At 73.7% G+C, this 23,134-nt stretch carries 16 protein-coding genes and 1 pseudogene; 10 read left to right on the top strand and 7 right to left on the bottom strand.

The window, feature by feature from the left end:
- Positions 1–7: 7 nt before the first annotated feature.
- From OG335_RS09840 to OG335_RS09810, 7 genes are all read left to right on the top strand, one after another.
- The gene (locus tag OG335_RS09840) at positions 8–1,468 is read left to right on the top strand and encodes a catalase (protein WP_405010670.1); all 1,461 of its coding nucleotides are present in this window, start codon (positions 8–10) and stop codon (positions 1,466–1,468) included.
- A 197-nt stretch (positions 1,469–1,665) separates the two neighbouring features.
- Positions 1,666–2,445 (top strand): IclR family transcriptional regulator, encoded by a 780-nt coding sequence (locus OG335_RS09835; protein WP_405010669.1) that lies wholly within the window; start codon positions 1,666–1,668, stop codon positions 2,443–2,445.
- 158 nt (positions 2,446–2,603) lie between these two features.
- Positions 2,604–3,494, top strand: a complete 891-nt coding sequence (locus OG335_RS09830; RefSeq protein WP_405010668.1) for a metal-dependent hydrolase — start codon at positions 2,604–2,606, stop codon at positions 3,492–3,494.
- Positions 3,495–3,565: 71 nt separating this feature from the next.
- Positions 3,566–4,651 (top strand): PDR/VanB family oxidoreductase, encoded by a 1,086-nt coding sequence (locus tag OG335_RS09825; protein ID WP_405010667.1) that lies wholly within the window; start codon positions 3,566–3,568, stop codon positions 4,649–4,651.
- A 198-nt stretch (positions 4,652–4,849) separates the two neighbouring features.
- The gene (locus OG335_RS09820; RefSeq protein WP_405010666.1) at positions 4,850–6,568 is read left to right on the top strand and encodes an SDR family oxidoreductase; all 1,719 of its coding nucleotides are present in this window, start codon (positions 4,850–4,852) and stop codon (positions 6,566–6,568) included.
- A gap of 67 nt (positions 6,569–6,635) precedes the next feature.
- On the top strand, positions 6,636–6,845 hold the full coding sequence (locus OG335_RS09815) for a type II toxin-antitoxin system VapB family antitoxin (protein ID WP_405010665.1): 210 nt from the start codon (positions 6,636–6,638) through the stop codon (positions 6,843–6,845).
- The gene (locus OG335_RS09810) at positions 6,842–7,258 is read left to right on the top strand and encodes a PIN domain nuclease (protein WP_405010664.1); all 417 of its coding nucleotides are present in this window, start codon (positions 6,842–6,844) and stop codon (positions 7,256–7,258) included. The genes OG335_RS09815 and OG335_RS09810 overlap by 4 nt, the downstream gene beginning before the upstream one ends.
- Before the next feature lie 127 nt (positions 7,259–7,385).
- On the opposite strand, the gene OG335_RS09805 is transcribed toward OG335_RS09810, so the two are convergent.
- From OG335_RS09805 to OG335_RS09785, 5 genes are all read right to left on the bottom strand, one after another.
- Positions 7,386–8,564 carry an XdhC family protein gene (locus OG335_RS09805; protein WP_405010663.1) on the bottom strand — a complete coding sequence of 393 codons (1,179 nt, stop codon included), beginning with the start codon at positions 8,562–8,564 and terminating at the stop codon, positions 7,386–7,388.
- 68 nt (positions 8,565–8,632) lie between these two features.
- Positions 8,633–10,111 carry an NCS2 family permease gene (locus OG335_RS09800; protein WP_405010662.1) on the bottom strand — a complete coding sequence of 493 codons (1,479 nt, stop codon included), beginning with the start codon at positions 10,109–10,111 and terminating at the stop codon, positions 8,633–8,635.
- Between the two features lie 253 nt (positions 10,112–10,364).
- Positions 10,365–12,725 carry a xanthine dehydrogenase subunit D gene (gene pucD / locus OG335_RS09795; protein WP_405010661.1) on the bottom strand — a complete coding sequence of 787 codons (2,361 nt, stop codon included), beginning with the start codon at positions 12,723–12,725 and terminating at the stop codon, positions 10,365–10,367.
- Entirely contained in the window at positions 12,722–13,207 is a 486-nt protein-coding gene (locus OG335_RS09790; RefSeq protein ID WP_405010660.1) for a (2Fe-2S)-binding protein, read from the bottom strand. The genes pucD and OG335_RS09790 overlap by 4 nt, the downstream gene beginning before the upstream one ends.
- A complete protein-coding gene (locus tag OG335_RS09785) occupies positions 13,204–14,091 on the bottom strand; it encodes an FAD binding domain-containing protein (protein ID WP_405010659.1) in 888 nt (295 codons plus the stop codon). Before OG335_RS09785 ends, OG335_RS09790 begins: the two co-directional genes overlap by 4 nt.
- A 410-nt stretch (positions 14,092–14,501) precedes the next feature.
- On the opposite strand from OG335_RS09785, the gene OG335_RS09780 reads away from it, so the two are divergent.
- Positions 14,502–16,100, top strand: a complete 1,599-nt coding sequence (locus tag OG335_RS09780; protein ID WP_405010658.1) for a PucR family transcriptional regulator — start codon at positions 14,502–14,504, stop codon at positions 16,098–16,100.
- A gap of 66 nt (positions 16,101–16,166) precedes the next feature.
- Here the strand turns inward: OG335_RS09780 and OG335_RS09775 are convergent, their stop codons facing one another.
- Positions 16,167–17,276: an alpha/beta hydrolase gene (locus tag OG335_RS09775; protein WP_405010657.1), complete on the bottom strand. Its 1,110-nt coding sequence runs from the start codon at positions 17,274–17,276 to the stop codon at positions 16,167–16,169.
- A 374-nt stretch (positions 17,277–17,650) separates the two neighbouring features.
- Between OG335_RS09775 and OG335_RS09770 the strand changes: the two genes are divergently transcribed.
- The gene (locus OG335_RS09770) at positions 17,651–18,757 is read left to right on the top strand and encodes an ROK family glucokinase (RefSeq protein ID WP_405010656.1); all 1,107 of its coding nucleotides are present in this window, start codon (positions 17,651–17,653) and stop codon (positions 18,755–18,757) included.
- Positions 18,758–18,909: 152 nt separating this feature from the next.
- Positions 18,910–21,267: an NACHT domain-containing protein gene (locus OG335_RS09765; RefSeq protein ID WP_405010655.1), complete on the top strand. Its 2,358-nt coding sequence runs from the start codon at positions 18,910–18,912 to the stop codon at positions 21,265–21,267.
- Between the two features lie 80 nt (positions 21,268–21,347).
- Here OG335_RS09765 and OG335_RS09760 read toward each other — a convergent pair.
- A pseudogene (locus OG335_RS09760) lies at positions 21,348–22,962 on the bottom strand (CocE/NonD family hydrolase).
- Positions 22,963–23,134: the final 172 nt, after the last annotated feature.

The following is a 23,134-nucleotide window of genomic DNA, read 5'->3' as shown; positions in this document are numbered from 1 at the left end:
GCCATCCATGTCGAAGATCCTGACCACCGAGTCCGGCGCCCCGGTCGCCGACAACCAGAACTCCGCCTCCGCGGGCGCGTACGGCCCGCTGCTGATCCAGGACCAGCAGCTGCTGGAGAAGCTCGCGCGGTTCAACCGCGAGCGCGTCCCGGAGCGCGTGGTGCACGCCCGCGGCTCGGGCGCGTACGGGTACTTCGAGGTCACCGACGAGGTGTCGGCGTACACCCGGGCGGCGTTCCTCTCCGTGGTCGGCCGGCGGACGGAGGTGTTCCTGCGCTTCTCCACGGTGGCGGGCAACCTGGGCGCCCCGGACGCGGTGCGCGACCCGCGCGGCTTCGCGGTGAAGTTCTACACCGAGCAGGGCAACTACGACCTGGTCGGCAACAACACCCCGGTGTTCTTCGTCAAGGACCCGGTGAAGTTCCCCGACTTCATCCACTCGCAGAAGCGCGACCCGTACACGGGCGTCACCGAGGCCGACAACGTGTGGGACTTCTGGTCGCACACCCCCGAGGCGACGCACCAGATCACCTGGCTGTTCGGCGACCGCGGCATCCCGGCCTCCTACCGGCACATGAACGGCTTCGGCTCGCACACCTACCAGTGGGTCAACGCCGAGGGCGAGGCGTACTGGGTGAAGTACCACTTCAGGACCAACCAGGGGGTGCGCTCGCTGGACGGCTCGCAGGCGGCCGAGGTGGCCGGCGGCGACGCCGACAGCCACCAGCGCGACCTGCACCAGGCCATCGAGCGGGGCGTCTTCCCGTCGTGGACGCTGTACGTGCAGCTGATGCCGGTCGCCGAGGCGGCCTCCTACCGCTTCAACCCCTTCGACGTGACGAAGGTGTGGCCGCACGCCGACCACCCGCTCGTCAAGGTCGGCCGCCTGGTGCTCAACCGGAACCCGGAGAACGTCTTCGCCGAGGTCGAGCAGGCCGCGTTCTCGCCGAACAACTTCGTGCCCGGCATCGGCCCCTCCCCGGACAGGATGCTCCAGGGCCGCCTGTTCGCGTACGCCGACGCCCAGCGCTACCGGCTCGGCGTCAACCACACCCGGCTCGCCGTGAACGCCCCGCGCGCCACCGAGGCCCACAACCACGGCCGCGACGGCCTCGCCGCCGTCAACCCGGCGGGCCGCGGCCGGAACTACGAACCGAACTCCTCCGACGGCCCGGTGCAGACCGGTGCCGCGCTCGCCGCCCCGGTGCGCGTCGAGGGGCACACCGGCACGTACACCACCCCGGCGCACACCAAGGACGACGACTTCTTCCAGGCCGGCGAGCTCTACCGGCTGATGTCGGACGCCGAGAAGGGGCGCCTGATCGCCAACCTGGCCGGGTCCCTCGCCCAGGTCGGCCGCGACGACGTCGTGGAGCGCAGCCTCGCGCACTTCCGCGCCGCCGACGAGGAGTACGGCCGCCGGCTGGAGGCCGCCGTGAAGGAGCTCCGTTCCGGCGACGAGGCCTGACGCCGGGTCATCCGGACCACCGCCCGGGCACGTTCGCCCCTCCCCGCCGCCGGCGGTGCGGAGGGGCCGTGCCCGGGCGGGCCGCGTCCGCCGTCCGGGCCACATCCGGCGGAGGGCTGCCGCGGGGGGCCGCGCTGTGGCTACGCTGGTGGTGCGCGGCCGCGGCCGTGTGCGCGCGCGAGCGGAAGGGGACGCCCATGTCGGCACCGAGTCGGGGCCGTGGGACCGGTCCCACCCACGGCCGCCCGAGCCCGTACGGCGCGCTGCACCGTGCGCTGCGCCTGCTGGAGGCCGTCGACCGGCATCCGCACGGCGTCGGCACCGCCGAGCTCGCCCGTGAGCTGGGGCTGCCGCCCGCGGCCGTCCGGGAGCTCGCGGAGACCCTGGAGTGCGAGGGCTATCTGCTCCTCGACGAGTCGGTGTGGGTGCTGGGCGGTGCGCTGACCCTGCTGGGGCAGCACAACCGCGAGCAGCTCGTCCGGGCCCGGCTGCACCGCAAGCTCGCCGACCTGCGGGACGAGCTCGGCGCGGCGGTCTACTTCAGCCGCTACCACGACGGCGAGCTGTCGGTGGAGGCGGTGTCGGCGACCGAGGAGGCGCCGGCGGTGCAGGAGTGGGCGGACTTCCGGGCGACGGCGCACGCCAGCGCGATCGGCAAGTGCCTGCTCGGCCAGCTCGACGACGACGGCCGCCGCGACCACCTGGCCCGGCACCCGGCGGCCCCGCTGACCGCGCGCACCATCACCGACGCCGAGCAGCTGCTGCACCGGCTCGACCGCCAGCCGGCCACCGTGCCGGTGCTCGACCTGCAGGAGTACGCACTGGGCACCGTGTGTGCGGCGGTGCCGGTGACGGCGGGTTCGACGGTGGGGTGCCTGGCCACCTCGATGCCGGTGCAGAGCGCCTACCGGCTGCGGGCCGCCGCGGAGCTGCTCGCCGAGCGGGCGGCGCCGCTGATGGTGGCGATGGCCGTCTGAGGGAGCACGGCCGCTGCCGCGCGGGGCGGTGGCGGCGACCGCGGGCCACGCTTATTAGACTCGATGTCGATAAGAGTGGCGAAACCCTTGTCCGGTCCCGTACCCGCGAGTAGGTTGCCAGGGCCGCCGCAGCCGCCCGCAGGTCAGGAGGGACCGCCATGCCCCGCCCCACCCCGCCGCCTTCCGTCCACCACGGCCTCGTCCTCGAACCCCGCGACGTCCACTTCGACTGGACCGCCCTCCCGTTGCACTGGATCCCCGACGAGCCGATGGCCACCCACGTCATCAACGTCCTCCACCTGCTGCTGCCCGAGGGCGAGCGCTGGTTCGTCGAGGTCTTCAAGGACGCCCTGCCGATGATCACCGACGAACAGCTCCGCGAGGAGGTCCGCGGCTTCATCGGCCAGGAGGCCATCCACGCCGAGGCCCACCAGGAGGTCCTCGACCACCTCCTCGGCCAGGGCCTCGACCCGCGGCCCTACGTCCGCCAGGTCAGCTGGCTCTTCCACCGCGTCCTCGGCGACCGCCCCGGCCTCTCCGCCGCCGGGAGCCGCGAGCACACCATCGAGCGGGTCGCCCACGTCGCCGCCATCGAGCACTTCACCGCCTTCCTCGGCCACTGGATCCTCAACTCGCCCGCCCTCGACCGCGCGCAGGCCGACCCGACCATGCTCGACCTGCTGCGCTGGCACGGCGCCGAGGAGGTCGAGCACCGCAGCGTCGCCTACGACCTCCTGCGCCACCTCGACCCCGGCTACCTCCGCCGGGTCCGCGGCATGCTCGTCGCCGGCCCGCTCCTCGTGCACCTCTGGGTGCGCGGCACCCGGTTCATGCTCGCCGCCGACCCCCTCCTCGACGGCCGGCTCAAGCCCACCTGGCGCGAGGCCCACCTCAACGCCCGCCGCGGCCTCCTGCCCGACCTCCGCGTCATGGCCCGCTCCGCCGTCCGCTACTTCCGGCCCGGCTACCACCCCACCCAGGAGGGCTCCTCCAGCCAGGCCCTCGGCTACCTCGCCGCCTCCCCGGCAGCCCGCGCCGCCGCGCACTGACGCCCGCCCCGCGCCCGCCGACCCGCCGCCCGCCGACCCGCCAGCCGACCCGCCCACCCGGAGCCGCACGGATGGACCCCACCACCCCGCCCCCCGACCTGTACGGCCGCCCCCGCGGCGACCGCTTCATGCGCGCCGTCACCGCCTTCGGCGACCACTACATGCCCGCCCTCGGCCGCCCGGGCCTGCGCCGCAGCCCGTGCCGCCCGCAGCCGCCCGGCACCCCGCAGCTGCGGCTCACCGTCACCGCGCACCGCACCGTCGCCGACGGGGTCGTCGCCCTGCACCTCGCCGACCCCGCCGGGGCCCCGCTGCCCGGCTGGCAGCCCGGTGCCCGCCTGCTCCTCACCCTGCCCTCCGGCCGGCAGCGCCACTACTCGCTCTGCGGCGACCCCGCGGACGTGCGGACCTACCGGATCGCCGTCCGCCGGATCGCCGACGGCGGAGGCGGGTCCACCGAGATCCACGACGAGCTGCGCCCCGGCCACGTCCTGACGGCCCGCCGGCCCCGCAACGGCTTCGCGTTCTGCGCCGAGCCCGCGGTGCTGCTCCTCGCCGGCGGCATCGGCATCACCCCGCTGCTGCCGATGGCCCGCCAGGCGCACGCCCTCGGCCTCGACTGGCACCTCGTGCACACCGGCCGCACCGCCGCCTCGCTGCCCTTCACCGACGAACTGCGCGCCCTCGACCCGGCCCGGGTGGAGATCCGCACCGACGACCGCGACGGCCCGCCCGGCGCCGCCGACCTCCTCGCCCGCGCCCCCCGCGGCGCCGCCGTGTACTGCTGCGGCCCCGCCCCGATGATCGACGCCGTCCGGCGGGCGCTCGACGCCCCGCCCGCCCGCGCGCTGCACGTCGAGCGGTTCGCCCCCGCGCCCGTCGCCGACGGCCGGCCGTTCACCCTGCGGCTCGGCGCCGACGGCCCGGAGATCGCCGTCCCCGGGGACCGAACGGCCCTCGACGCCGCCCGCGACCACCGCCCCGACCTGCCCTACTCCTGCCGGCAGGGGTTCTGCGGCACCTGCCGCGTCCGGGTGCTCTCCGGCACCCCCGAGCACCGCGACCGCCGCCTCACCGACACCGAACGCGCCGCGGGCGCCCTGCTGCCCTGCGTCTCCCGTGCCGCCGGGGGCGAGACCCTCGTCCTGGACCTCTGAGGAGCCCGCCGTGCCGCCCCCGCACCCCCCGGCCCCGCCGCCCCCCGCCGGGCGGCCCCGCCGGGCCGCGGGCATGCCGTACGCTCCCGACCGCACGCCCGCCGGCCCGCGCGACCGCGGCCCCGACCCACGCGACGACGACCCGCTCGACGACCACCCGCCGCACGCGCGGCGCCGGACACTCCAGAGGGAGGCCGCATGACCATCCGCCGCCGCACCGTCGACTCGGGCGGGGTGCCGCTCGCCGTGTACGAGCAGGGCGACCCCGCCGACCCGACCGTCGTGCTCGTCCACGGCTACCCCGACACCCACACCGTCTGGGACGACATCGCCGCCGACCTCGCCGGCGACCACCACGTCGTGCGCTACGACGTGCGCGGCGCCGGCCGCTCCGGCGCCCCCGCCGGCCGCGACGGCTACCGGCTGCCGCTGCTCGGTGCCGACCTGATCGCCGTCGCCGACGCCGTCAGCCCGGACGCGCCCGTCCACGTCGTCGCCCACGACTGGGGCTCCATCCAGTCCTGGGAGGCCGTCACCGAGCCCGGCGCGCACCACCGGATCGCCTCCTACACCAGCCTCTCCGGGCCCTCGCTCGACCACATCGGCCACTGGATCCGGCACCGGACACGCCGGCCCACCCCCCGCCACCTGCGCCAGCTCGCCGTGCAGGGCGTGCACTCCTGGTACATCACCGCCTTCCACCTGCCCTACCTCGCACCCGCCGTGTGGCGGCTCCTGCTCGCCCGCGCCTGGCCGCTGGTGCTGCGGCGGCTGGAGGACGTGCCCCCGCGGCCCGGCCACCCGCAGCCCACCCTCGCCCGGGACGCCGTCCGCGGCATCGATCTCTACCGCGCCAACTTCCGGCCCGTGCTGCGCCGTCCGCGCGAGCGGCGCACCGAGGTGCCGGTGCAGCTCGTCACGCTGCGCCGCGACCGCTACGTCTCGCCGTTCCTCTCCGAGGGCCTGGAGCAGTGGGTGCCGAACCTCACCCGGCGCACCCTCGACGCCGGCCACTGGTCGGCCCTGCTGGAGAAGGGCGCCACCGTGGCCCACCTCGTCCGCGAACACGTCGCCCGGGTCGCCGCCGGCCGCACCCAGGGCCCGCCGGAGCGCGGCCGGCTGGTCGTCGTCACCGGCGGCGGCAGCGGCATCGGCCGGGCCACCGCGCTCGCCTTCGCCGCGCAGGGAGACCGCGTCGTCGTCTGCGACCTCGACCTCGCCGCGGCCGAACGCGCCGCGGCGGCCTGCGCGGAGGCGGCCCCCGGCGCCGCCGCGTACCGGGTGGACGTCTCCGACGGGGCGGCCGTGGACGCCTTCGCCCGGCAGGTCGCCGACACCCACGGGGTGCCGGACGTCGTCGTCAACAACGCCGGCATCGGCCACGCCGGGTCGTTCCTGCAGACCACGGAGAAGGAGTGGCAGCGCGTCCTCGACGTCAACCTGTGGGGCGTCATCCACGGCTGCCGGGCGTTCGGCGCGCTCATGGTGGAGCGCGGCGAGGGCGGCCACATCGTCAACCTCGCCTCCGCCGCGGCGTACCTGCCCGCCACCTCGCTCGCCGCGTACGCCACCAGCAAGGCGGGCGTGCTGATGCTGTCCGACTGCCTGCGCGCGGAGCTCGTGCCGCACCGGATCGGCGTCTCCGCGGTGTGCCCCGGCATCGTCGACACCGGCATCACCCGCACCACCACCTTCTCCGGGCTCGACCCGGAGGCGCAGGCCGCCCGGCAGGCCAGGGCCGCGAAGGCGTACGCCCGGCGGGGCTTCCCGCCCGAGAAGGTGGCGGCCGAGATCGTCCGGGCGGTCCGCACCCGCCGGGCGTTCGTGCCGGTCACGGTCGAGGCGAAGGCCGCCCACCTGCTGGGCCGGATCAGCCCCCGCCTGCTCCGCCGCCTGGCCCGGGTGGACGTCGGCTGAGTGCCGCGGCAGGGCCGTGATATCGGATAGGGCGAAATCCGATATCACGGCTTTCCGGGAGGCCCCCATGACGCGCACGGTGATAGACGTCGACGACGAACTGCTCGCCGAGGCTGCGGAGATCTTCGGAACGACCACCAAAGTGGCCACGGTGAACGCCGCCCTGGCGGACGCGATCAAGCGCCGGAAGCGGGAGTCGTCCCTCGACTGGATCGCCGAGGGCGGTCTGCCCGATCTGACCGGTCCCGTCGAGGGCGCGGAGCACCGGGCGGCATGACACGAAAGTTCCTGATCGACACCTCGGTGATCGCCCGGATCCCCAAGCCCCGGGTGCGCAGCGTGATCCAGCCGCTGCACAGCGCGGGGCTGCTGGCGACCTGTGCGGCCGTCGAGCTGGAGGTTCTTCGGAGCGCCCGGTCGAAGGCCGAGGCCGAGCGGATCCGTGACGAGATGCGCGGCTTCGACCGGCTGCCCACCACGGACGAGATCTGGGATCGTGCGCTCGACGTGCAGGTCCTGCTGACCGGTACCGGCAACTGGCGGGCGCTGTCGGTGGCCGACCTGGTGGTGGCCGCCACGGCCGAGCGGCACGGCGCGGTCGTGCTCCACTACGACGGTGATTTCGACATGATCGCCGCAGTGACGGGTCAGCCCGTGCAGTGGGTCGTGGACCCGGGAACCGCCGACTGAGCCAGCCGCCCGGGCCGCCGGCGCGGGGCACGCCGACGGGCGGGTCGTCGGCCGTCGTGCAGGGGGACATCTCGACGCCGGCGATCACCGTGTCGGCGATCCCGGTGTCCACCGAGGACCGGATCGTTCAGGCGGCGTGCGGCCGGGGTGCGGCGCTCTCCTGCGGGGCGGCGAGGTCGTGGTGGATCGGCCCGTCGCCGGCCGACAGCGGCAGGCAGGAGCCGCCGCGGCGGTGCGCGACGATCTCGGCGGCGACGGAGACGGCCGTCTCCTCGGGGGTGCGGGCGCCCAGGTCGAGGCCGATGGGGGAGCGCAGCCGGGCGATCTCGGCGTCGGTCAGTCCGGCCTCGCGGAGCCGGGCGGCGCGGTCGCGGTGGGTGCGGCGGGAGCCCATCGCGCCGACGTAGCCGAGCGGCAGGCGCAGGGCGCGCTCCAGCAGCGGGATGTCGAACTTGGCGTCGTGGGTGAGCACGCACAGCACGGTGCGGCCGTCGATCCGGTCGAGCTGGGAGTCGAGGTAGCGGTGCGGCCAGTCGACGACGACCTCGTCCGCGTCGGGGAAGCGCCGCTCGGTGGCGAAGACCGGCCGGGCGTCGCAGACGGTGACGCGGTAGCCGAGGAAGCGGCCGATGCGGGTGACGGCGGCGGCGAAGTCGATCGCCCCGAAGACGATCATGCGGGGCGCGGGCACGTACGACTCGACGAAGAGGGTGACGCTGCCCAGTCCGGCCTCGTCGCAGGGGCGGCCGTCCAGGCCGAGGACGACGGTGCCGGTGCTCCCGGCCTCCAGCATGGCGCGGGCCTCCGCGGCCACCGCGCGCTCCAGCGGGGCGGTGGTCGACGGTGCGGGGGAGAGCGCGCCGTGCTGCGCGTCGGCGGTGACGGCGACGGCGGCGCCGAGCAGTGCGGCGGGGCCGGCGATCACCCGGGCGAGGGCGACCGGGGTGCCGGAGGCGACGTAGGCGATCCCGGCGTCGATCGCCGGATCGGCGCCGGGCGTGACGGGCTGCACGAAGACGTCGAGGATGCCGCCGCAGGTCAGGCCGACGGCGAAGGCGTCCTCGTCGCTGAAGCCGAAGCGCTCCAGCACGGGCCGTCCGGTGGCGATCGCCTCCCGGCACAGCTCGTACACGGCACCCTCCACGCAGCCGCCCGAGACGGAGCCGACCGCCTCGCCCGCGCCGTCCACCGCGAGGGCGGCGCCCGGGTCGCGCGGGGCGCTGCCGGAGACGCCGACGACGCTGGCCACGGCGAAGGAGCGCCCGGACGCGTGCCAGGCGTGCAGCTGCGCGGCGATGTCCTGCATGGAGTGGCTCCTCTACGTAGAAGGGTAGGCCGCCGCGGCACGGGGTGCCCGTGCCGCGGCGGCGGTGCTCAGTGCACGCCCAGCCACGCCTTGACGGGGGTGAGGGCGAAGTAGACGGTGAAGACGGCGGTGAGGATCCACATCAGCGGGCCGGGCTCGCGCCACTTGCCGGCGCCGGCCTTGATGACGGTGTAGGAGATGACGCCCGCGGCCACGCCGGCGGTGATGCTGTAGGTGAAGGGCATCAGGACGCAGGTCAGGAAGGCGGGGATGGCGACCTCGCGGTCGGCCCAGTCGATGTGCCGGGCCTGGCTCATCATCATCGAGCCGATGACGACCAGGGCGGCGGACGCCACCTCGACCGGCACGATCGCGGCGACCGGGGAGAGGAACAGCATCGCGGCGAAGAACAGGCCGGTGACGGTGGAGGCGAGGCCGGTGCGGGCGCCGTCGCCGACGCCGGTCGCGGACTCGACGAAGACGGTCTGGCCGGACGCCCCCGCCAGGCCGCCGACCGCGCCGCCGGCGCCGTCGATGAAGAGCGCCTTCGACAGGCCCGGCATGCGGCCCTTCCCGTCGGCGAGCCCGGCCTCGGTGCCGACGCCGATGATGGTGGCCATCGCGTCGAAGAAGCCGGCCAGCACGAGGGTGAAGACCGCGACGGAGGCGCTGATCGCGCCCAGGCCCCGCCCGGAGAACGCCCCGAAGAGGTCGACGTCGCCGAACAGCCCGAAGTCGGGGGCGGAGACCGGGCTGCCCGGCCACACCGGCGCCGAGCTCGACCAGGTCTTGGCGGGGAGGTCGGCGACCGCGTTGACGACCATCGCGAGGACGGTGCCGCCGGCGATGCCGACGAGGATGGCGCCGCGCACGTTGCGGGCGAGCAGCACGAAGATCGTGAGCAGGGTCAGTGCGAAGATCAGCACGGGCCAGCCGGCGAGTTCGCCGTACGGGCCGAGGGAGAGCGGGGTGGGGCCGCCGGTGTGCACGAAGCCGGCCTTGTAGAGGCCGATGACGGTGACGAACAGGCCGATGCCGATGGTGATGGCGTGCTTGAGCGGCAGCGGGATGCCGTTCATGATCTTCTCGCGCAGGCCGGAGACCACCAGCAGCACGATCAGCAGGCCGTAGACCACGCACAGGCCCATCGCCTGCGGCCAGGTGGTGTGCGGCACCACCAGGGCGGATATCGCGCCGGACACGGAGAGCCCGGCGGCGAGGGCGAGCGGCACGTTGCCGACCACGCCCATGAGGATGGTCGTCACCGCGGCGGCGAGCGCGGTGGCGGTGGTGAGCTGGGCGTGGTCCAGCTTGAGGCCGTTGACGTCGGCGCCGCTCAGGATGACCGGGTTGAGCAGCACGATGTAGGCCATCGCCATGAAGGTCGTGAGGCCGCCGCGGAGCTCGTTGCCGAGGCTGGAGCCCCGGGCGGAGATCCTGAAGTACGCGTCCAGCGGGTTCGTCCTCGGGGTGGCCGCCGACGGCGTGAGGGTGTCGTCGGTGGCGGGTCTGTCAGTGGTGCCGGGCTCCGTGGGGATCCTGGTCATGTCCACTCCCAAGTGTCAAAGGGGGTTGGGGTGGGCGAGCCGACCTGACTGCCGGAAAGGGAGGGGCACAGGGGGACTGTTCGACTCACGGGTGCACCCGGTGTTCGCCGGTGTGCGGGTGGTGGGGTCGTGCACCGCCGCATCGCCCCGGCGTGGGAGAAGGCGGCGGGTGGTGCACAGCGGTGGTTCGGGTGGTGCGCCCCGGGGCGGCGGGGAGGACGTGGGTGGACGCCGCCCCGGGGAGGCGGGTGGGTCAGAGCGTTCCGGTGAGGTGCTCCGGCCGGACCGGTACCCGGGTGAGGGCGAGTCCGGTGGCGTTGCGGATCGCCGCGACGATCGAGGGGGTGGCCGACACCGTCGGCGCCTCGCCGACGCCGCGCAGTCCGTACGGGGCGTTCGGGTCGGGGAGTTCGAGGATCTCCACCGGGATCGGCGGGGTGTCGAGGATGGTGGGGATCAGGTAGTCGGTGAACGAGGCGTTGCGCACCTTGCCGTCCCGCACCACGATCTCCTCCATCACGGCGAGGCCGAGCGCCTGGGTGCAGCCGCCCTGGATCTGGCCGACGACGGAGAGCGGGTTGAGCGCCTTGCCGACGTCCTGGACGGCGGTCAGCTCGACCACCTTGACCAGGCCGAGTTCGACGTCGACGTCGACGACCGCGCGGTTGGCGCAGAAGGTGTACTGGACGTGGCCGAAGCCCTGCCCGGTCTCCCTGTCGAACGGCTCGGTCGGCCGGTGGTGGTGCTCGCGGGTGAGGTCGATGGCCTCGTCGCCGAGGAGGTCGACCATCGGCACCAGCACGCCGGCGCTCGCCGAGACGACCTTGCCGCCGACGAGCGCGAGGTCGCGGTGCGTCCAGCCGTACCGGCGGCGGCCCTTGTCGAGCAGCTCGGTGCGGACGGCCTCGGCGGCGAGCTTCACCGCACCGCCGGTCATGTAGGTCTGCCGGGAGGCGGAGGTGGAGCCGGCCGAGCCGACCTCGGTGTTGGCGGGGTGGATGGTGACCTGCTCGACCCCGAGCTCGGTGCGGGCGATCTGGGCGTGCACGGTGACGCCGCCCTGGCCGACCTCGGCCATCGCGGTGTGCACCATGGCGACCGGTTCGCCGCCGATGACCTCCAGCCGCACCCGGGCGGTGGAGTAGTCGTCGAAGCCCTCGGAGAAGCCGACGTTCTTGATGCCGACCGAGTAGCCGATGCCGCGGACGATGCCCTCGCCGTGCGAGGTGTTGGAGAGCGCGCCGGGCAGGGTGCGCACGTCGACGTTCTCCGGGTCGAGCGGCGGCGGCAGCGGCATGTCCTTGACGCGCTGCAGCAGTTCGGCGACGGGCGCGGGCGCGTCGATCTCCTGGCCGGTGGGCATGAGGTCGCCCTGGGTGACGGCGTTGAGCTGGCGCAGCTCGACCGGGTCCATGCCGAGGGCGGTGGCGAGCTTGTCCATCTGCGACTCGTAGCCGAAGCAGGCCTGCACCGCGCCGAAGCCGCGCATCGCGCCGCAGCTCGGGTTGTTGGAGTAGAGCGCGAGCGCCTCCATCCGCACGTTCGGGATGACGTACGGGCCGTGGCCGAGCGAGGCCGCGTTGCCGACGACCGCGGGGGAGGCGGAGGCGTAGGCCCCGCCGTCCAGCACGATGCGGCAGTCGGCGAAGACCAGCCGGCCGTCGAGGGTGGCGCCGTGCTCGTACGTCATCGTCGCCGGGTGGCGGTGCACGTGGCCGAAGAACGACTCGTCGCGGGCGTAGACGATCTTGACGGGCTTGCCGGTGTGCAGGGCCAGCAGGCAGGCGTGGATCTGCATCGAGAGGTCCTCGCGGCCGCCGAAGGCGCCGCCGACGCCGGCCAGCGTGAGGCGCACCTTCTCCTCCGGCAGGGCCAGCACGGGCGCCATCTGCTGGCGGTCGACGTGCAGCCACTGGGTGGCGACGTAGAGGTCGACCCCGCCGTCCTCGGCGGGCACCGCCAGACCGGACTCCGGGCCGAGGAAGGCCTGGTCCTGCATGCCGACCTCGTAGCTGCCCTTGACGATCACGTCCGCCAGGGCCCGCACCTCGTCGGTGACGCCGAGGCCGGAGACCAGCCGCTGGCTGTGGCAGACGTTGCCGGAGCCGTGCGACTTGTACTCGTGCGGCTCGTGGACGTAGCCGTACGTCGCCGGGTCGAGGCACTGCTCCTCGGTGGTGATCGGGGTGAGCACCTCGTACTCGACCCGGATCCTCTTCATCGCGCGGCGGGCCGTCTCCGGGTGGTCCGCGGCGACCAGGGCGATCGCCTCGCCGTGGTAGCGGACCTTGTCGATGGCCAGCGCCGGCTGGTCCTGGATCTCCAGGCCGTAGAACTTCGTGCCGGGGATGTCCTCGTGGGTGAGCACGGCGTACACGCCGGGCACCTTCAGCGCCTCGGAGACGTCCACCGAGAGGATGTTCGCCCGCGGGTGGGGGGAGCGCAGCGCCGTGCCCCAGAGCATGTCCTCGTGCCACAGGTCGGACGAGTACGCGAACTCGCCCCGGACCTTCAGGTTGCCGTCCGGGCGCAGCGGGGAGCCGCCGATGCCGTCCTTGGACGCCTGGTGGATGTTCTGGAGGTTCTTCTCCCCCTGGATCGTCCGCGTCGTCATGCCGAGGCCGCCTTCTCGCACGTGCGGGCGGAGGCGAGCCGCACCGCGTCCATGATCTTCTCGTAGCCCGTGCACCGGCACAGGTTGCCCGACAGGGCCTCGCGGATGTCGGTGTCGCTGGGCTGCGGGTCCGCGGCGAGCAGCGCGTCGGTCTGCACCAGCAGGCCGGGCGTGCAGAAGCCGCACTGCACGGCGCCCGCGTCGACGAAGGCCTGCTGGACGATGCCGAGCTCGCCGTTCTCCTCGGTGAGCCCCTCGACGGTGCGCACCTCGCGGTCCTGCACCTGGCCGGCCGCGACCAGACAGGAACAGACCGGCACGCCGTCGAGGTAGACGGTGCAGGAGCCGCACTCGCCCTGCTCGCAGGCGTTCTTGGAGCCCGGCAGGCCCACGCGCTCGCGCAGCACGTACAGGAGGCTCTCGCCCTCCCACACGTCGTCGGCCTCGACCGGCCTGCCGTTGGCGGTGAATGTGACCCTCATGCCGCGCTCCTGATCTGCTTGCTGTAGTCGTTCCACGTCCAGGTGAGGGTGCGGCGGGCCATCACGGCCAGCGCGTGCCGCCGGTACGCGGCGGTGCCGCGGACGTCGTCGATCGGTGAGGCCGCGCCGCGCACGAGTTCGCCGAAGCGCTGCACGACCTCGGCGCCCAGCAGTCCGCCGGACTGCCACAGGCCGCGCTCGGCGAGCACGCCCCGCAGGTACTCCTCGGCCTCGACGGCCCGGCGCGGGGTCGGGGCGGCCGAACCGATGCCCGTGCCGACGGTGCCGTCCTTCGGGTGGAGGGCGAAGCCGAACGCGCACACCGCGATGACCATCGCGTTGCGGGTGCCGATCTTCGAGAACTGCTGCGGGCCGTCGGCGGCCGGGATGCGCACCGCGCGGATCAGCTCGTCCGGCTCCAGGCTGTTGCGCTTGACGCCCGTGTAGAAGTCGTCGATCGCGATCAGCCGGGTGCCGCGCACCGACGCGGCCTCCACGTAGACGTCGCGGCCCGCCGCGAGCAGCGCGGGGTGCGAGTCGCCCGCGGGGGAGGCGGCGCCGAGGTTGCCGCCGACGGAGCCCCGGTTGCGGATCTGCGGCGATCCGACCGTGTGCGCGGCCAGCGCCAGGCCCGGCAGCGGGCCGGACAGCTCGTCGATGATCCGGCTGTAGGGCACCGAGGCGCCGAGCCGGACGACGTCGCCGTCGTGCGACCACTCGGTCAGCTCGGTGACGCGGTTCAGGTCGAGAATCGCGGATGGCCGGTGCACGTCGAAGTTCAACTCGACCATGACGTCCGTACCGCCGGAGATGGGCAGCGCGGTCGGGTTCTCAGCCTTCGCCGCGAGTGCCTCGTCCCACGTAGCGGGCCGAAGGAACTCCATGCGGGTGTCTCCTCAAGTCGTCGCCAACCGGACAGTGGGCACAGTGCCCGGAACTCGGTACCGGGACCCTGCCACGGCTTCGTTGCGCCGGCGTCGATCCCTGGTCACCGGGGTGTTCCGTCGGCGTGTGGCCAGTGAACCCCTGTGACGGGGGCCACTGGCAGTCACCGATGGCATGAAGCCCGCGCGCCGGTCCCGGCCGGCGTCCTGTACGTTCCTCTAAGGCAGAGACATGCCCCGTCCGGCGGTTCTCCTACCACCGTCCCCGACCGTGATCCGGCCGTGACGGCGAGGCGACGGCCCCGTGATCCGCCCGCCCGCCGGGGCGGCCCGCCGGCGCCCACGGCATCGTGCACACTGTGAGCCCCCACACCACCCGACCCCCGCCCCCTGCACGAAGGAGTCTGCGGATGCGTGTCCGCGACCTGCTCGCCCCCGGCGCCCCGCGGCTGCGGCTGCTCGCCGCGGAGGACGAGCTCGACCGGCAGGTCGGCGGTGTGATGACCACCGACCTCCAGGACCCGGGCCGGTACCTGCACGGCGGCGAACTCGTGCTCACCGGCATGCTCTGGCGCACCGTGCCGGAGGACTCCGAGCGGTTCGTGCGCACCCTCGCCGCGGGCGGCGCGGTGGCCCTGGCGGCGGGCGAGGCCGAGGTCGGGCCGGTGCCGGACGACCTGGTCGAGGCGTGCCGCCGGCACCGGATGCCGCTCCTCGCGGTGCCCGACGACATCGCCTTCGGCACGGTCACCGAGTTCATCGGACGCCAGGTCTCCGCGGACCGCGCCGCCGACCTCGCCGCCCTCGTCGACCGCCACCGGCAGCTCGTCTCCGCGGCGGGCGGCGGCGGCCTCGACGCGGTGCTCGACCTCCTCGGCGGCGACCTCGACCTCGACTGCTGGGTGCTCACCCCCACCGGCCGGGTCATCGCCGGGCCCGCCGACCGGCTCTCCGCCGAGGACCGCGACCAGCTGGTGCGCGCCCACCTCGCCGCGCAGCGCCGCCGCCACCGCCCCCCCCACCGGGCCCGCCTCGCCGCCGGCGCGTACTCGCTGCTGCCCGCGCCCGCCGAGCCGTCCGGCGAGGTCCCGCAGCCCGAGCGGCTGCTCGCCGACTGGATGCTCGCCGTCGCGGGGGACGTCACCGAGTGGACGCCCAAACGCCAGCAGCTCGCCGACAACCTGGCCCGGCTGGTGGGCGCCGAGCGCACCCGCCGCGACGAGGGCCGCCGGCTGCGCCGCCGGATCGCCGACGAGGTGCTCGGCCTGCTCCAGCGGGACGCCGACCCGGCCGAGATCTCCCGCGCGCTGCTCGCCTCCGCCACCATGGCCCTGCGCTACGAGGGCGGGCGGCCGGAGGAGTCCGACGCCTGGCTGATCGTCTCGGCGGAGGGCACCGGCCTGCCGGACGGCGCCGTGCGCGGAGTGCTGGAGGAGGCCCTCACCGAGGCCACCGACCGCGCGCTGGTGGCCGGCGCCGGGAGCGGCGCGGTCGTGGTGCTGCCGGCGCCGGAGGGCGGGGTGCCCGCCGACGCGATCCGCGAACTGCTGGCCCCGCTGGAGGCGGGGCTGGGCCCGGAGGGCCGGATCACCGTCGGCGTCTCGGCCCCCGCGACCGAGGCGGGCGGCCTGCGCGGCGCCCTGGAGGAGGCCCGGCACGCCCGCCGGATCGCCGCCGCCCGGGTCGGCCGGGTGTGCGTGGCCGGGCCGGAGGAGCTGGCCTCGCACGTGCTGCTGCTCGCGGCGGTGCCCGACGAGGTCCGCCGGGCCTTCCGCAGCCGCCTGCTCGACAAGGTCATCGCGTACGACCTGGAGCACCAGGCCGACCTGGTGCGCACGCTGGAGGCGTTCCTGCGGTCCGACGGCTCGTGGACGCGCTGCGCGGCCCAGCTGCACGTGCACGTGAACACCCTGCGCTACCGCATCGGCCGGATCGAGGAGCTGACGGGCCGTGACCTCTCGCGGCTGGAGGACCGGGTCGACTTCTACCTTGCCCTGGAGCTGGCCTGACGCACCGGCGGCCCGCCGCGACCCCCCCCCGGGGGGGGTCGCGGCGGGCCGCCGGCGCGTCGGCGCTCAGTGCTCCGCGGGGATGACGCCGGTGAGCCAGATGAAGGCCTGCGGCAGCAGGGGCTTCCACACGTCGACGGCGTGCGGGCCGGCCGTCTCCACGACGGTCACCGTGGTGGGCGGCTTCGCCGCCTGACGGAGGGCCATGCCGCTCTCGTAGCCGTCGCCCCTGTTGCCGCTGACGAAGAGCGCGGTGCGCGGAGGCTTTGCCGCGTTCCGCAGGACGTGCAGCGGGTCGGCGGTCTCGCGCAGGTGCGGGTCCCTGGCGGTCAGCGAGTCGGGTTCGGCGGCGGGGTCGTTGTAGCCGGAGAGGCTGATGCCGGCGCGGTAGCGGTCGGGGTGCGCCAGGGCGAGCAGGGCGGCGCAGTGGCCGCCCGCGGAGTAGCCGGCCACCGCCCAGCGCGCGGGGGAGGGGTCGGCGCGGAAGTTGTCGAGCACCATCTGCGGGACGTCCCGGGAGAGCCAGGTGTCGGCGTTGACCTTGCCGGGCACGTCGGCGCAGCCGGTGTCGGTCGACCGGCCGAGCAGCAGGGTGCGCGGCGACACCAGGATGAACGGCGCGACCCTGCCCTCCCGCATCAGCGGCTCCAGCTGCCGGGTGACCTTGAGCGTGCCGTACCAGGTGCTGGAGGAGCCGGGGAAGCCGGGCACGAGCTCGACGACGGGGAAGTTCCGGTCGCGGTAGGCCGGGTCGTCGTACTGCGGGGGCGTCCAGACGAGCACCTCGCCGTCGACGCCGGAGGTGCGGCCCCTGAGGTCGGTGCGCCGGACGTCGTCGGGCACCATCGGGTCGTCGACCCGGCGGAACTGCTGCAGCACCTTCGGCTCGGCCGCGTCGTGCCCGGGGCCGCCCGCGGGGACGGTGGGCACGGCGCGTACGTGGCCGCCGGTGCCGAGCAGGTCGCCCCAGGTGCCGTAGATCAGGTTGGCGTTGTTGACCAGGACGAAGACCAGGGTCACGGCCGTCGCCTGGCAGAGCATCAGCATGACGAGTCTGCCCAGCAGTCGTACCGTGCGCGGGCCGCGCACCCGGCCCCACAGCAGCAGGGCGGCCGCGACGGAGACCGGCACGAGCACGATCGTGACGATGAGGAAGGGTGTTCCGGTCAGTTGCATTCAGGTTCTCGTATCCGGGGTCGCAGGCCGCCCGGGCCCGGCCCGGTACGCGTTCCGATGTGATCGACAGGTGGAGTCCGCGCCTCGGTTCCGCCCGATCCTGAGCGAAACCTGAGAGGAACATCACGTTTCCATGAGAATCCCCCGCGCGGCCCAGTCCGGTCCGCGGCCCGGGCGAGCGAATCCCCCGAACGGGGCAGTCCGTACGGTCATCCGGATGAGGAGGGCCGGGCCCCGGGCCGGTCGGCACCGGGGGAGGGCGGTGCCGGCGGGCACCGAGGGGGCAGGATGGCGGGAGCCGCCCCGCCGGCCGCCCCCGGAACGGCCGGTGCCCCCGCCCCCGCCGGACCCGACCCGAAGGAGCCCCCACCGCCGTGACCAGCCCCCACAGCAACCAGCGGCCGGCCGTCCTGCCCACCCTGCTCGGCCTCGGGCCGCGCAGCGCCGACCGCCGCCGGCGCACCCTGCCGGCCGGCGTGCTGCGGCTGCCCACGATCGGCGTCGACATCGGCGGCACCAAGGTGGTGGCGGGCGTCGTCGACGGCGAGGGCCGGGTGCTGGACCGCGTCCGCACCGAGACCCCGCACCGCAGCAAGAGTCCCAAGGTCGTCGAGGACGTCATCGTCGACCTCGTGCTCCGGCTCGCCGACAGGCACGACGTGCACGCGGTCGGGGTCGGCGCGGCGGGCTGGGTGGACGCCGACCGCTCCCGGGTGCTCTTCGCCCCCCACCTCAACTGGCGCGACGAGCCGCTGCAGGAGGCGCTCAGCGAGCGGCTGCGCTTCCCCGTCGTCGTGGAGAACGACGCCAACGCGGCGGCCTGGGCGGAGTGGCGGTTCGGCGCGGGCCGCGGCGAGGACCACATGGTGATGATCACGCTGGGCACCGGCATCGGCGGCGCCGTCGTGCGCGACGGCCACGTCGACCGCGGGAAGTACGGCCTGGCGGGCGAGTTCGGCCACATGCAGGTGGTGCCGGGCGGGCACCGCTGCCCGTGCGGCAACCGCGGCTGCTGGGAGCAGTACTCCTCCGGCAACGCGCTCGTCCGGGAGGCGCGGGAGCTCGTCGCGGAGGAGTCGCCGGTCGTCCAGCAGCTGCTGGCACGGGCCGGCGGCACCCCGGAGGGCATCACCGGCCCGCTCGTCACCGAGGCCGCCCGCGAGGGCGACGCGACCGCCGTCGAACTGCTCTACGAGATGGGCACCTGGCTGGGCGTCGGCATCGCGAACCTCGCCGCCGCCCTCGACCCGGGCCGGTTCGTCGTCGGCGGCGGCGTCTCCGAGGCCGGCGACCTGCTGATCGTCCCGGCCCGGGAGGCCTTCCGGCGCACCCTCACCGGCCGCGGCTTCCGCCCGGAGGCGGGCATCGTGCACGCCGCGCTCGGCAACGAGGCGGGCCTGGTCGGCGCCGCCGACCTGGCCCGCCAGGTCGCCCGGCGGTTCCGCACGATCAAGCGCCGCCGGGTGGAGCGGTCCGGATAGATCTGACTGAACGTCATGTCCGCAGCTTCCAAAGGGATCCCGGCCGGCCTCCCCTCCGCTACGGTGGGGGCCCGCCGTGTTCTGACGCGGCCTGTCGGGGCCTCGTGCGGGTGCCTCGTGTGACGTCCCTGAGGAAGGACCCTGCGACGCCCATGGCTGCGCTGACCCCGGACGAGTTCGAAGAAGAAGTCCGACGAGTTGCCCGTGCTCTCTGGCCTGCTGCCGAACACGGCGGGCCGGAAATGATCGACAACCGCGAGGTCGACGGCATCTTCGACACGGAGGAGGTGTCCCACCTCGTCGAGGCGACGATGGACCGGAGGGTCGACAAGGCGCACAACGTGGGGCCGAAGCTGCGCGATCACCTGAAGAGGGCCCGCGCGCGCGGTGACTTCGCGAAGTCGTGGTTCATTACGTTCCACCCGCCGACGGCGGACCAGCGGAAGGTGCTCCACTCGCAGTACGACCGGAGCATCCAGATCCTTTCGTACGACCAGTTCCGCTCGAAGATCGTCGATGCGAGGGAGTACCTCAGCCTTCGCACTCGAGCGAGCTGGGGCAGTGCGGCCAACCCGAAGACCAATAGCCCGACCGATCTGATCAAGTACGTTCCGCTCGGTATAGGCATGACTCCCGGGGCGTCCCAGGTCGGCTTGCGGCCGGACGCCAAGCGGTCGCGGAGCGGCCGGGAGTCCGCCTCCGTGTCGATCGCCGATCTCGCGTCCGCCGTCGAGGTGGGGCAGCGGGTGGCCCTCCTCGGAGACTACGGCGCAGGCAAGAGTATGACCCTGCGGGAGGTGCACACCCATCTTGCCTCGCTCTACCTGAGGAGCGAGTCGCACCGATTTCCGATCACCCTGTCGCTGCGGCGTCACTACGGCCAGGAGGATCCGGCGGAGGCCTTGACTCGGCATGCGATCCATCTGGGGTTCGCGAGCCCGCATAAGCTGGTGAACGCCTGGCGAAGTGGATACACCTACATCCTTCTGGACGGCTTCGACGAACTGGCGGCGCCCGGGTGGAGCGGATCACCCGAAGCGATCCGTGAGAATCGTAGGGCTGCCACCGTGCTGATCAAGGAGTTCTGCCGGGAGACGCCATCGGAAACCGGAATGATCGTCGCCGGTCGCCGTTTCTACTTCGACTCACTGGCCGAAATGGGTACGGCGCTCTTCGACGGCGGACAGCACAACATCGCTTCCCTGAACGACTTCACGGATCAGCAGGCGAAGAGGTTCCTCGCGCAGTTCGAGGAGGCCGGCAACGGAGCACTGCCCGAGTGGCTCCCCGTCAGGCCCCTTCTCCTGGGCCACCTGGCAGCCGAAGGCGTGCTCCAGACGTTCTCCGGGAGCGAGGGACTGGCGCCCGCCTCCGGCTGGGAGTGGCTGCTGGACAAGATCAGCGAGCGGGAGTCCTTCATCCGGCAGGGTGTCGACGGCGTCGCGGTGCGTTCGGTGATCGAACAGCTCGCAGGGTTCGCCCGGCAGACACCACAGGGCGTCGGGCCCGTGACGATGCGGGACATCGTCGACGCCTTCACAGTCGTGCGGCGTCAGGCCCCCAGCGACAAAGAACTGACCCTCCTGCAGCGGCTCCCCGGCCTCGGCGGCGAGGAGGACGACTCGGAGAAGGGGACCCGTCAGTTCGTCGACGTAGACCTTGCAAGCGCAGCACAGGCGGCCCAGGTCACCCGGTTCGTCATCGACCCGCACGGGAGCCATGCCGGGTTCGAGCCGCGCAAGTGGACATCCTCGATGGAGCCGCTGGGCATCGAGGTCGCGGCTCATCAGCTGACCGCGTACGGGATTTCCCCCGGGCAGGTCAGAACGGCCCTGGACCGGGCCGCCAAGGCCGAGTGTCACGAACTTGCCGCAGACATCGTTCGCGTGGCGATGACACTGGATTTCGATCTGCCGACGGTGAACGGATTCACCACCCTGGTGTCGAGTGCCGTTATTCCCAGCCTGGACCTGAGCGAGGGGAGCTCGGATCTCAGCGGCGTGGACTTCAGCCATTGTCTGTTCGCCGAGATCCTCGTCTCCGGGGAGCCTGACGAGCACCGCCTTCCGCACTTCTACAGGTCGGACTTCATGTCGATCTTCGGTCGACTCGGGGAGGCGGATCTGCCACCCGGCAGATTCCAGGACTGTGAGTTCGCTGATTTCCCGGACGCCGCCGACCGGAACGCCGAGATCATGGATTCGGAGATACTCCCGATCGGCACCCGCGTGGTCATGATCCTTCTTCGGAAGCTCTACATGCAGAGGGGGAGCGGCCGGAAGGACAGCGCTCTCACCAGAGGGATGAGCGGGACGGACGCGGCGCTCGTGGCTCCGGCGTTGAAGCTGCTTCAGCGCGAGGGGCTGGCATTCGAGACCAGGCAGGGAAAGAACAAGATCTGGCTTCCCGATCGTAGTTCCGGGCCGCGGGTGAGGAATTTCCTCAACTCGCCGCGCGTGGGCGATGACCCCCTCGTGGCGGGGAGCAAGGAGATCACGTCCCGCCGGTAGCGCAGTCCCCGGTGCCCCGTCGCACCGTCCCCTGGGACCGGGAGGCCGGGCTGTCGCGGAAGGCGGCGACAGCACCGGCGTCACCTCAGCGGCACGGAGATCCAGGACGGGTCGCCCGCGGCGGAGCCGAAGGTGAGGGTCGACCAGGCCGGATTGTGGGTGATGTAGAGCGGGTCGGCGCTGTCGACGACCAGGGCGAGCCGGTGCCCGGCCGGTACGTCGTACGCCGTGGCCTGCATCCGGACGTCCGCCGTGAAGCGGGCGCCGGGCGTGCGGCCGAGGAAGGCGTACGGCGCGCGGGCGACCATCCGGCCGATGCCGAGCGCGTCGACGTCGTACAGGTGGGCGATCAGACTGCCGCGTTCCGCGGAGGGCGTCACACCCAGGTGGAGGCGGACGCTGCCGCGCACCCGCTGGGTGCTGCCGTACACGCCGGACTGCCACACCGCGGCGACGGCGCGGCAGCAGCGGCACCGAGACGGTCGGCGGCACCCTGAGGAACTGCTCGGCGAGGTTGCTCAGGAAGATCACCCCGCCGTCGGCGCCGGAGTCGGGGCCGGTGGCGATCGGGGTGGTCCAGCCGGTCGGGGCGGCGGAGGTCAGTGAGCCGGTGCCGAGCGGGTTGCGGCCGCCGAGGCCGAGGGTGCGGGTGGAGCCGGTGCCGGCCTGCCAGTCGGGGTAGTCCTCGTAGCCGTCCTGGAGCTGCGGCCTGATGTGCACGGGGAGGCGGCGGTCGATGCCGTTGTCGACGCCCTTGAGGTGGTGGTCGAGCCAGGCGCGGGCGTCCGTCCAGACGTCGTTCGGCAGGCCGACCAGGCCGGTGGCCTCGGCGGTGGCGTGGTCGCCGGGGCGCAGCTCCAGGCGCTTGGGGCCGGTGAGGCTCTCGTAGAAGGCGGTGAGCTGGTTCGGCGGGAAGATCGAGTCGCCCCAGGCGTTGGCGAGCATCACGGCGGTGCCGTTGGTGTTGATGCGGTCGACGTAGGTGGCGGCGGAGCGCCGGGCGGCCCAGGCGCGGATGGCGGGCTCGTTCGCGTAGTCGCTGCCGAAGAAGCGTCGCAGGGTGGTCTCCAGCTCGTCGCCGGGATGGCCCGTCAGGTAGCCCGCGACGCCGAGCAGCGCGGCCGACTGGAGGTTCTGGGTCTCGTCGCTGAAGAGGGAGCCGGCGAGGTCGGCCCAGCCGCTGAGCGCGGCCACGGTGCGGATGCGCGGGTCGAGGGCGGAGCCGAGCAGGCTGATGCCGACGCCGTACGAGACGCCCGCGGCGCCGATGCGCCGCGGGTCGGCGGTGGTGCGGGCGAGGGCCCAGTCGACGACGCGGGAGAGGTCGGCGACGTCCTCCGGGCCGGCGACCTCGATCTCGCCGCCGGATCCCCAGAAGCCGCGCGGGGTGTACGAGACGACGACGTAGCCCTGCTGGGCGAAGCTGTGGGCCTGCGCGAGGTATTCGAGGTCGTTGAGGCTCCAGCCGGCGGGCAGCACGAGCAGCGGGTGCCCGGTGGCGCCGTCGCCGGGTTCGTAGACGTTGCCCTTGAGGACGACGCCGCCGTCGCCGGGGATGTCGGTGAAGCGCAGCGAGGGGCCGGCGGCCTGGGCGGAGGCGCTCGTGGCGAGCTGGGCCAGGGCGACCGGGGCGGTGGTGAGCAGGGCGGTGGCCAGGGCGAGCGCGGCGGCGCTCCGGCGGGCGCGTGCGGGCATGGGGCACTCCAAGGGTCGGGTCCGCGGGGTGGGTGTACCGGACGGTAGCTTGTGAGACGCGGCGTCAGTAGCCGGTCGGTCGATTGCGGAGCGATAGCGGAGCTACCGGCGGGTAGTGGCCGGAGGCGCTGTTGTCCTGCACACCGCATCTGTGACAGAACGGGTAGCTGAC

The organism is Kitasatospora sp. NBC_01539, from assembly GCF_045040525.1.
Taxonomy (GTDB): domain Bacteria; phylum Actinomycetota; class Actinomycetes; order Streptomycetales; family Streptomycetaceae; genus Kitasatospora.
This window is presented reverse-complemented; position numbering and strand designations above follow the sequence as displayed.

Bases quoted from the DNA above. Each gene is read 5' to 3' on its own strand.
- OG335_RS09840 (WP_405010670.1), top strand. From the start codon at position 8: ATGTCGAAGATCCTGACCACCGAGTCCGGCGCCCCGGTCGCCGACAAC.
- OG335_RS09835 (WP_405010669.1), top strand. From the start codon at position 1,666: ATGTCGGCACCGAGTCGGGGCCGTGGGACCGGTCCCACCCACGGCCGC.
- OG335_RS09830 (WP_405010668.1), top strand. From the start codon at position 2,604: ATGCCCCGCCCCACCCCGCCGCCTTCCGTCCACCACGGCCTCGTCCTC.
- OG335_RS09825 (WP_405010667.1), top strand. From the start codon at position 3,566: ATGGACCCCACCACCCCGCCCCCCGACCTGTACGGCCGCCCCCGCGGC.
- OG335_RS09820 (WP_405010666.1), top strand. From the start codon at position 4,850: ATGACCATCCGCCGCCGCACCGTCGACTCGGGCGGGGTGCCGCTCGCC.
- OG335_RS09815 (WP_405010665.1), top strand. From the start codon at position 6,636: ATGACGCGCACGGTGATAGACGTCGACGACGAACTGCTCGCCGAGGCT.
- OG335_RS09810 (WP_405010664.1), top strand. From the start codon at position 6,842: ATGACACGAAAGTTCCTGATCGACACCTCGGTGATCGCCCGGATCCCC.
- OG335_RS09805 (WP_405010663.1), bottom strand. From the start codon at position 8,564: ATGCAGGACATCGCCGCGCAGCTGCACGCCTGGCACGCGTCCGGGCGC.
- OG335_RS09800 (WP_405010662.1), bottom strand. From the start codon at position 10,111: ATGACCAGGATCCCCACGGAGCCCGGCACCACTGACAGACCCGCCACC.
- pucD (WP_405010661.1), bottom strand. From the start codon at position 12,725: ATGACGACGCGGACGATCCAGGGGGAGAAGAACCTCCAGAACATCCAC.
- OG335_RS09790 (WP_405010660.1), bottom strand. From the start codon at position 13,207: ATGAGGGTCACATTCACCGCCAACGGCAGGCCGGTCGAGGCCGACGAC.
- OG335_RS09785 (WP_405010659.1), bottom strand. From the start codon at position 14,091: ATGGAGTTCCTTCGGCCCGCTACGTGGGACGAGGCACTCGCGGCGAAG.
- OG335_RS09780 (WP_405010658.1), top strand. From the start codon at position 14,502: ATGCGTGTCCGCGACCTGCTCGCCCCCGGCGCCCCGCGGCTGCGGCTG.
- OG335_RS09775 (WP_405010657.1), bottom strand. From the start codon at position 17,276: ATGCAACTGACCGGAACACCCTTCCTCATCGTCACGATCGTGCTCGTG.
- OG335_RS09765 (WP_405010655.1), top strand. From the start codon at position 18,910: ATGGCTGCGCTGACCCCGGACGAGTTCGAAGAAGAAGTCCGACGAGTT.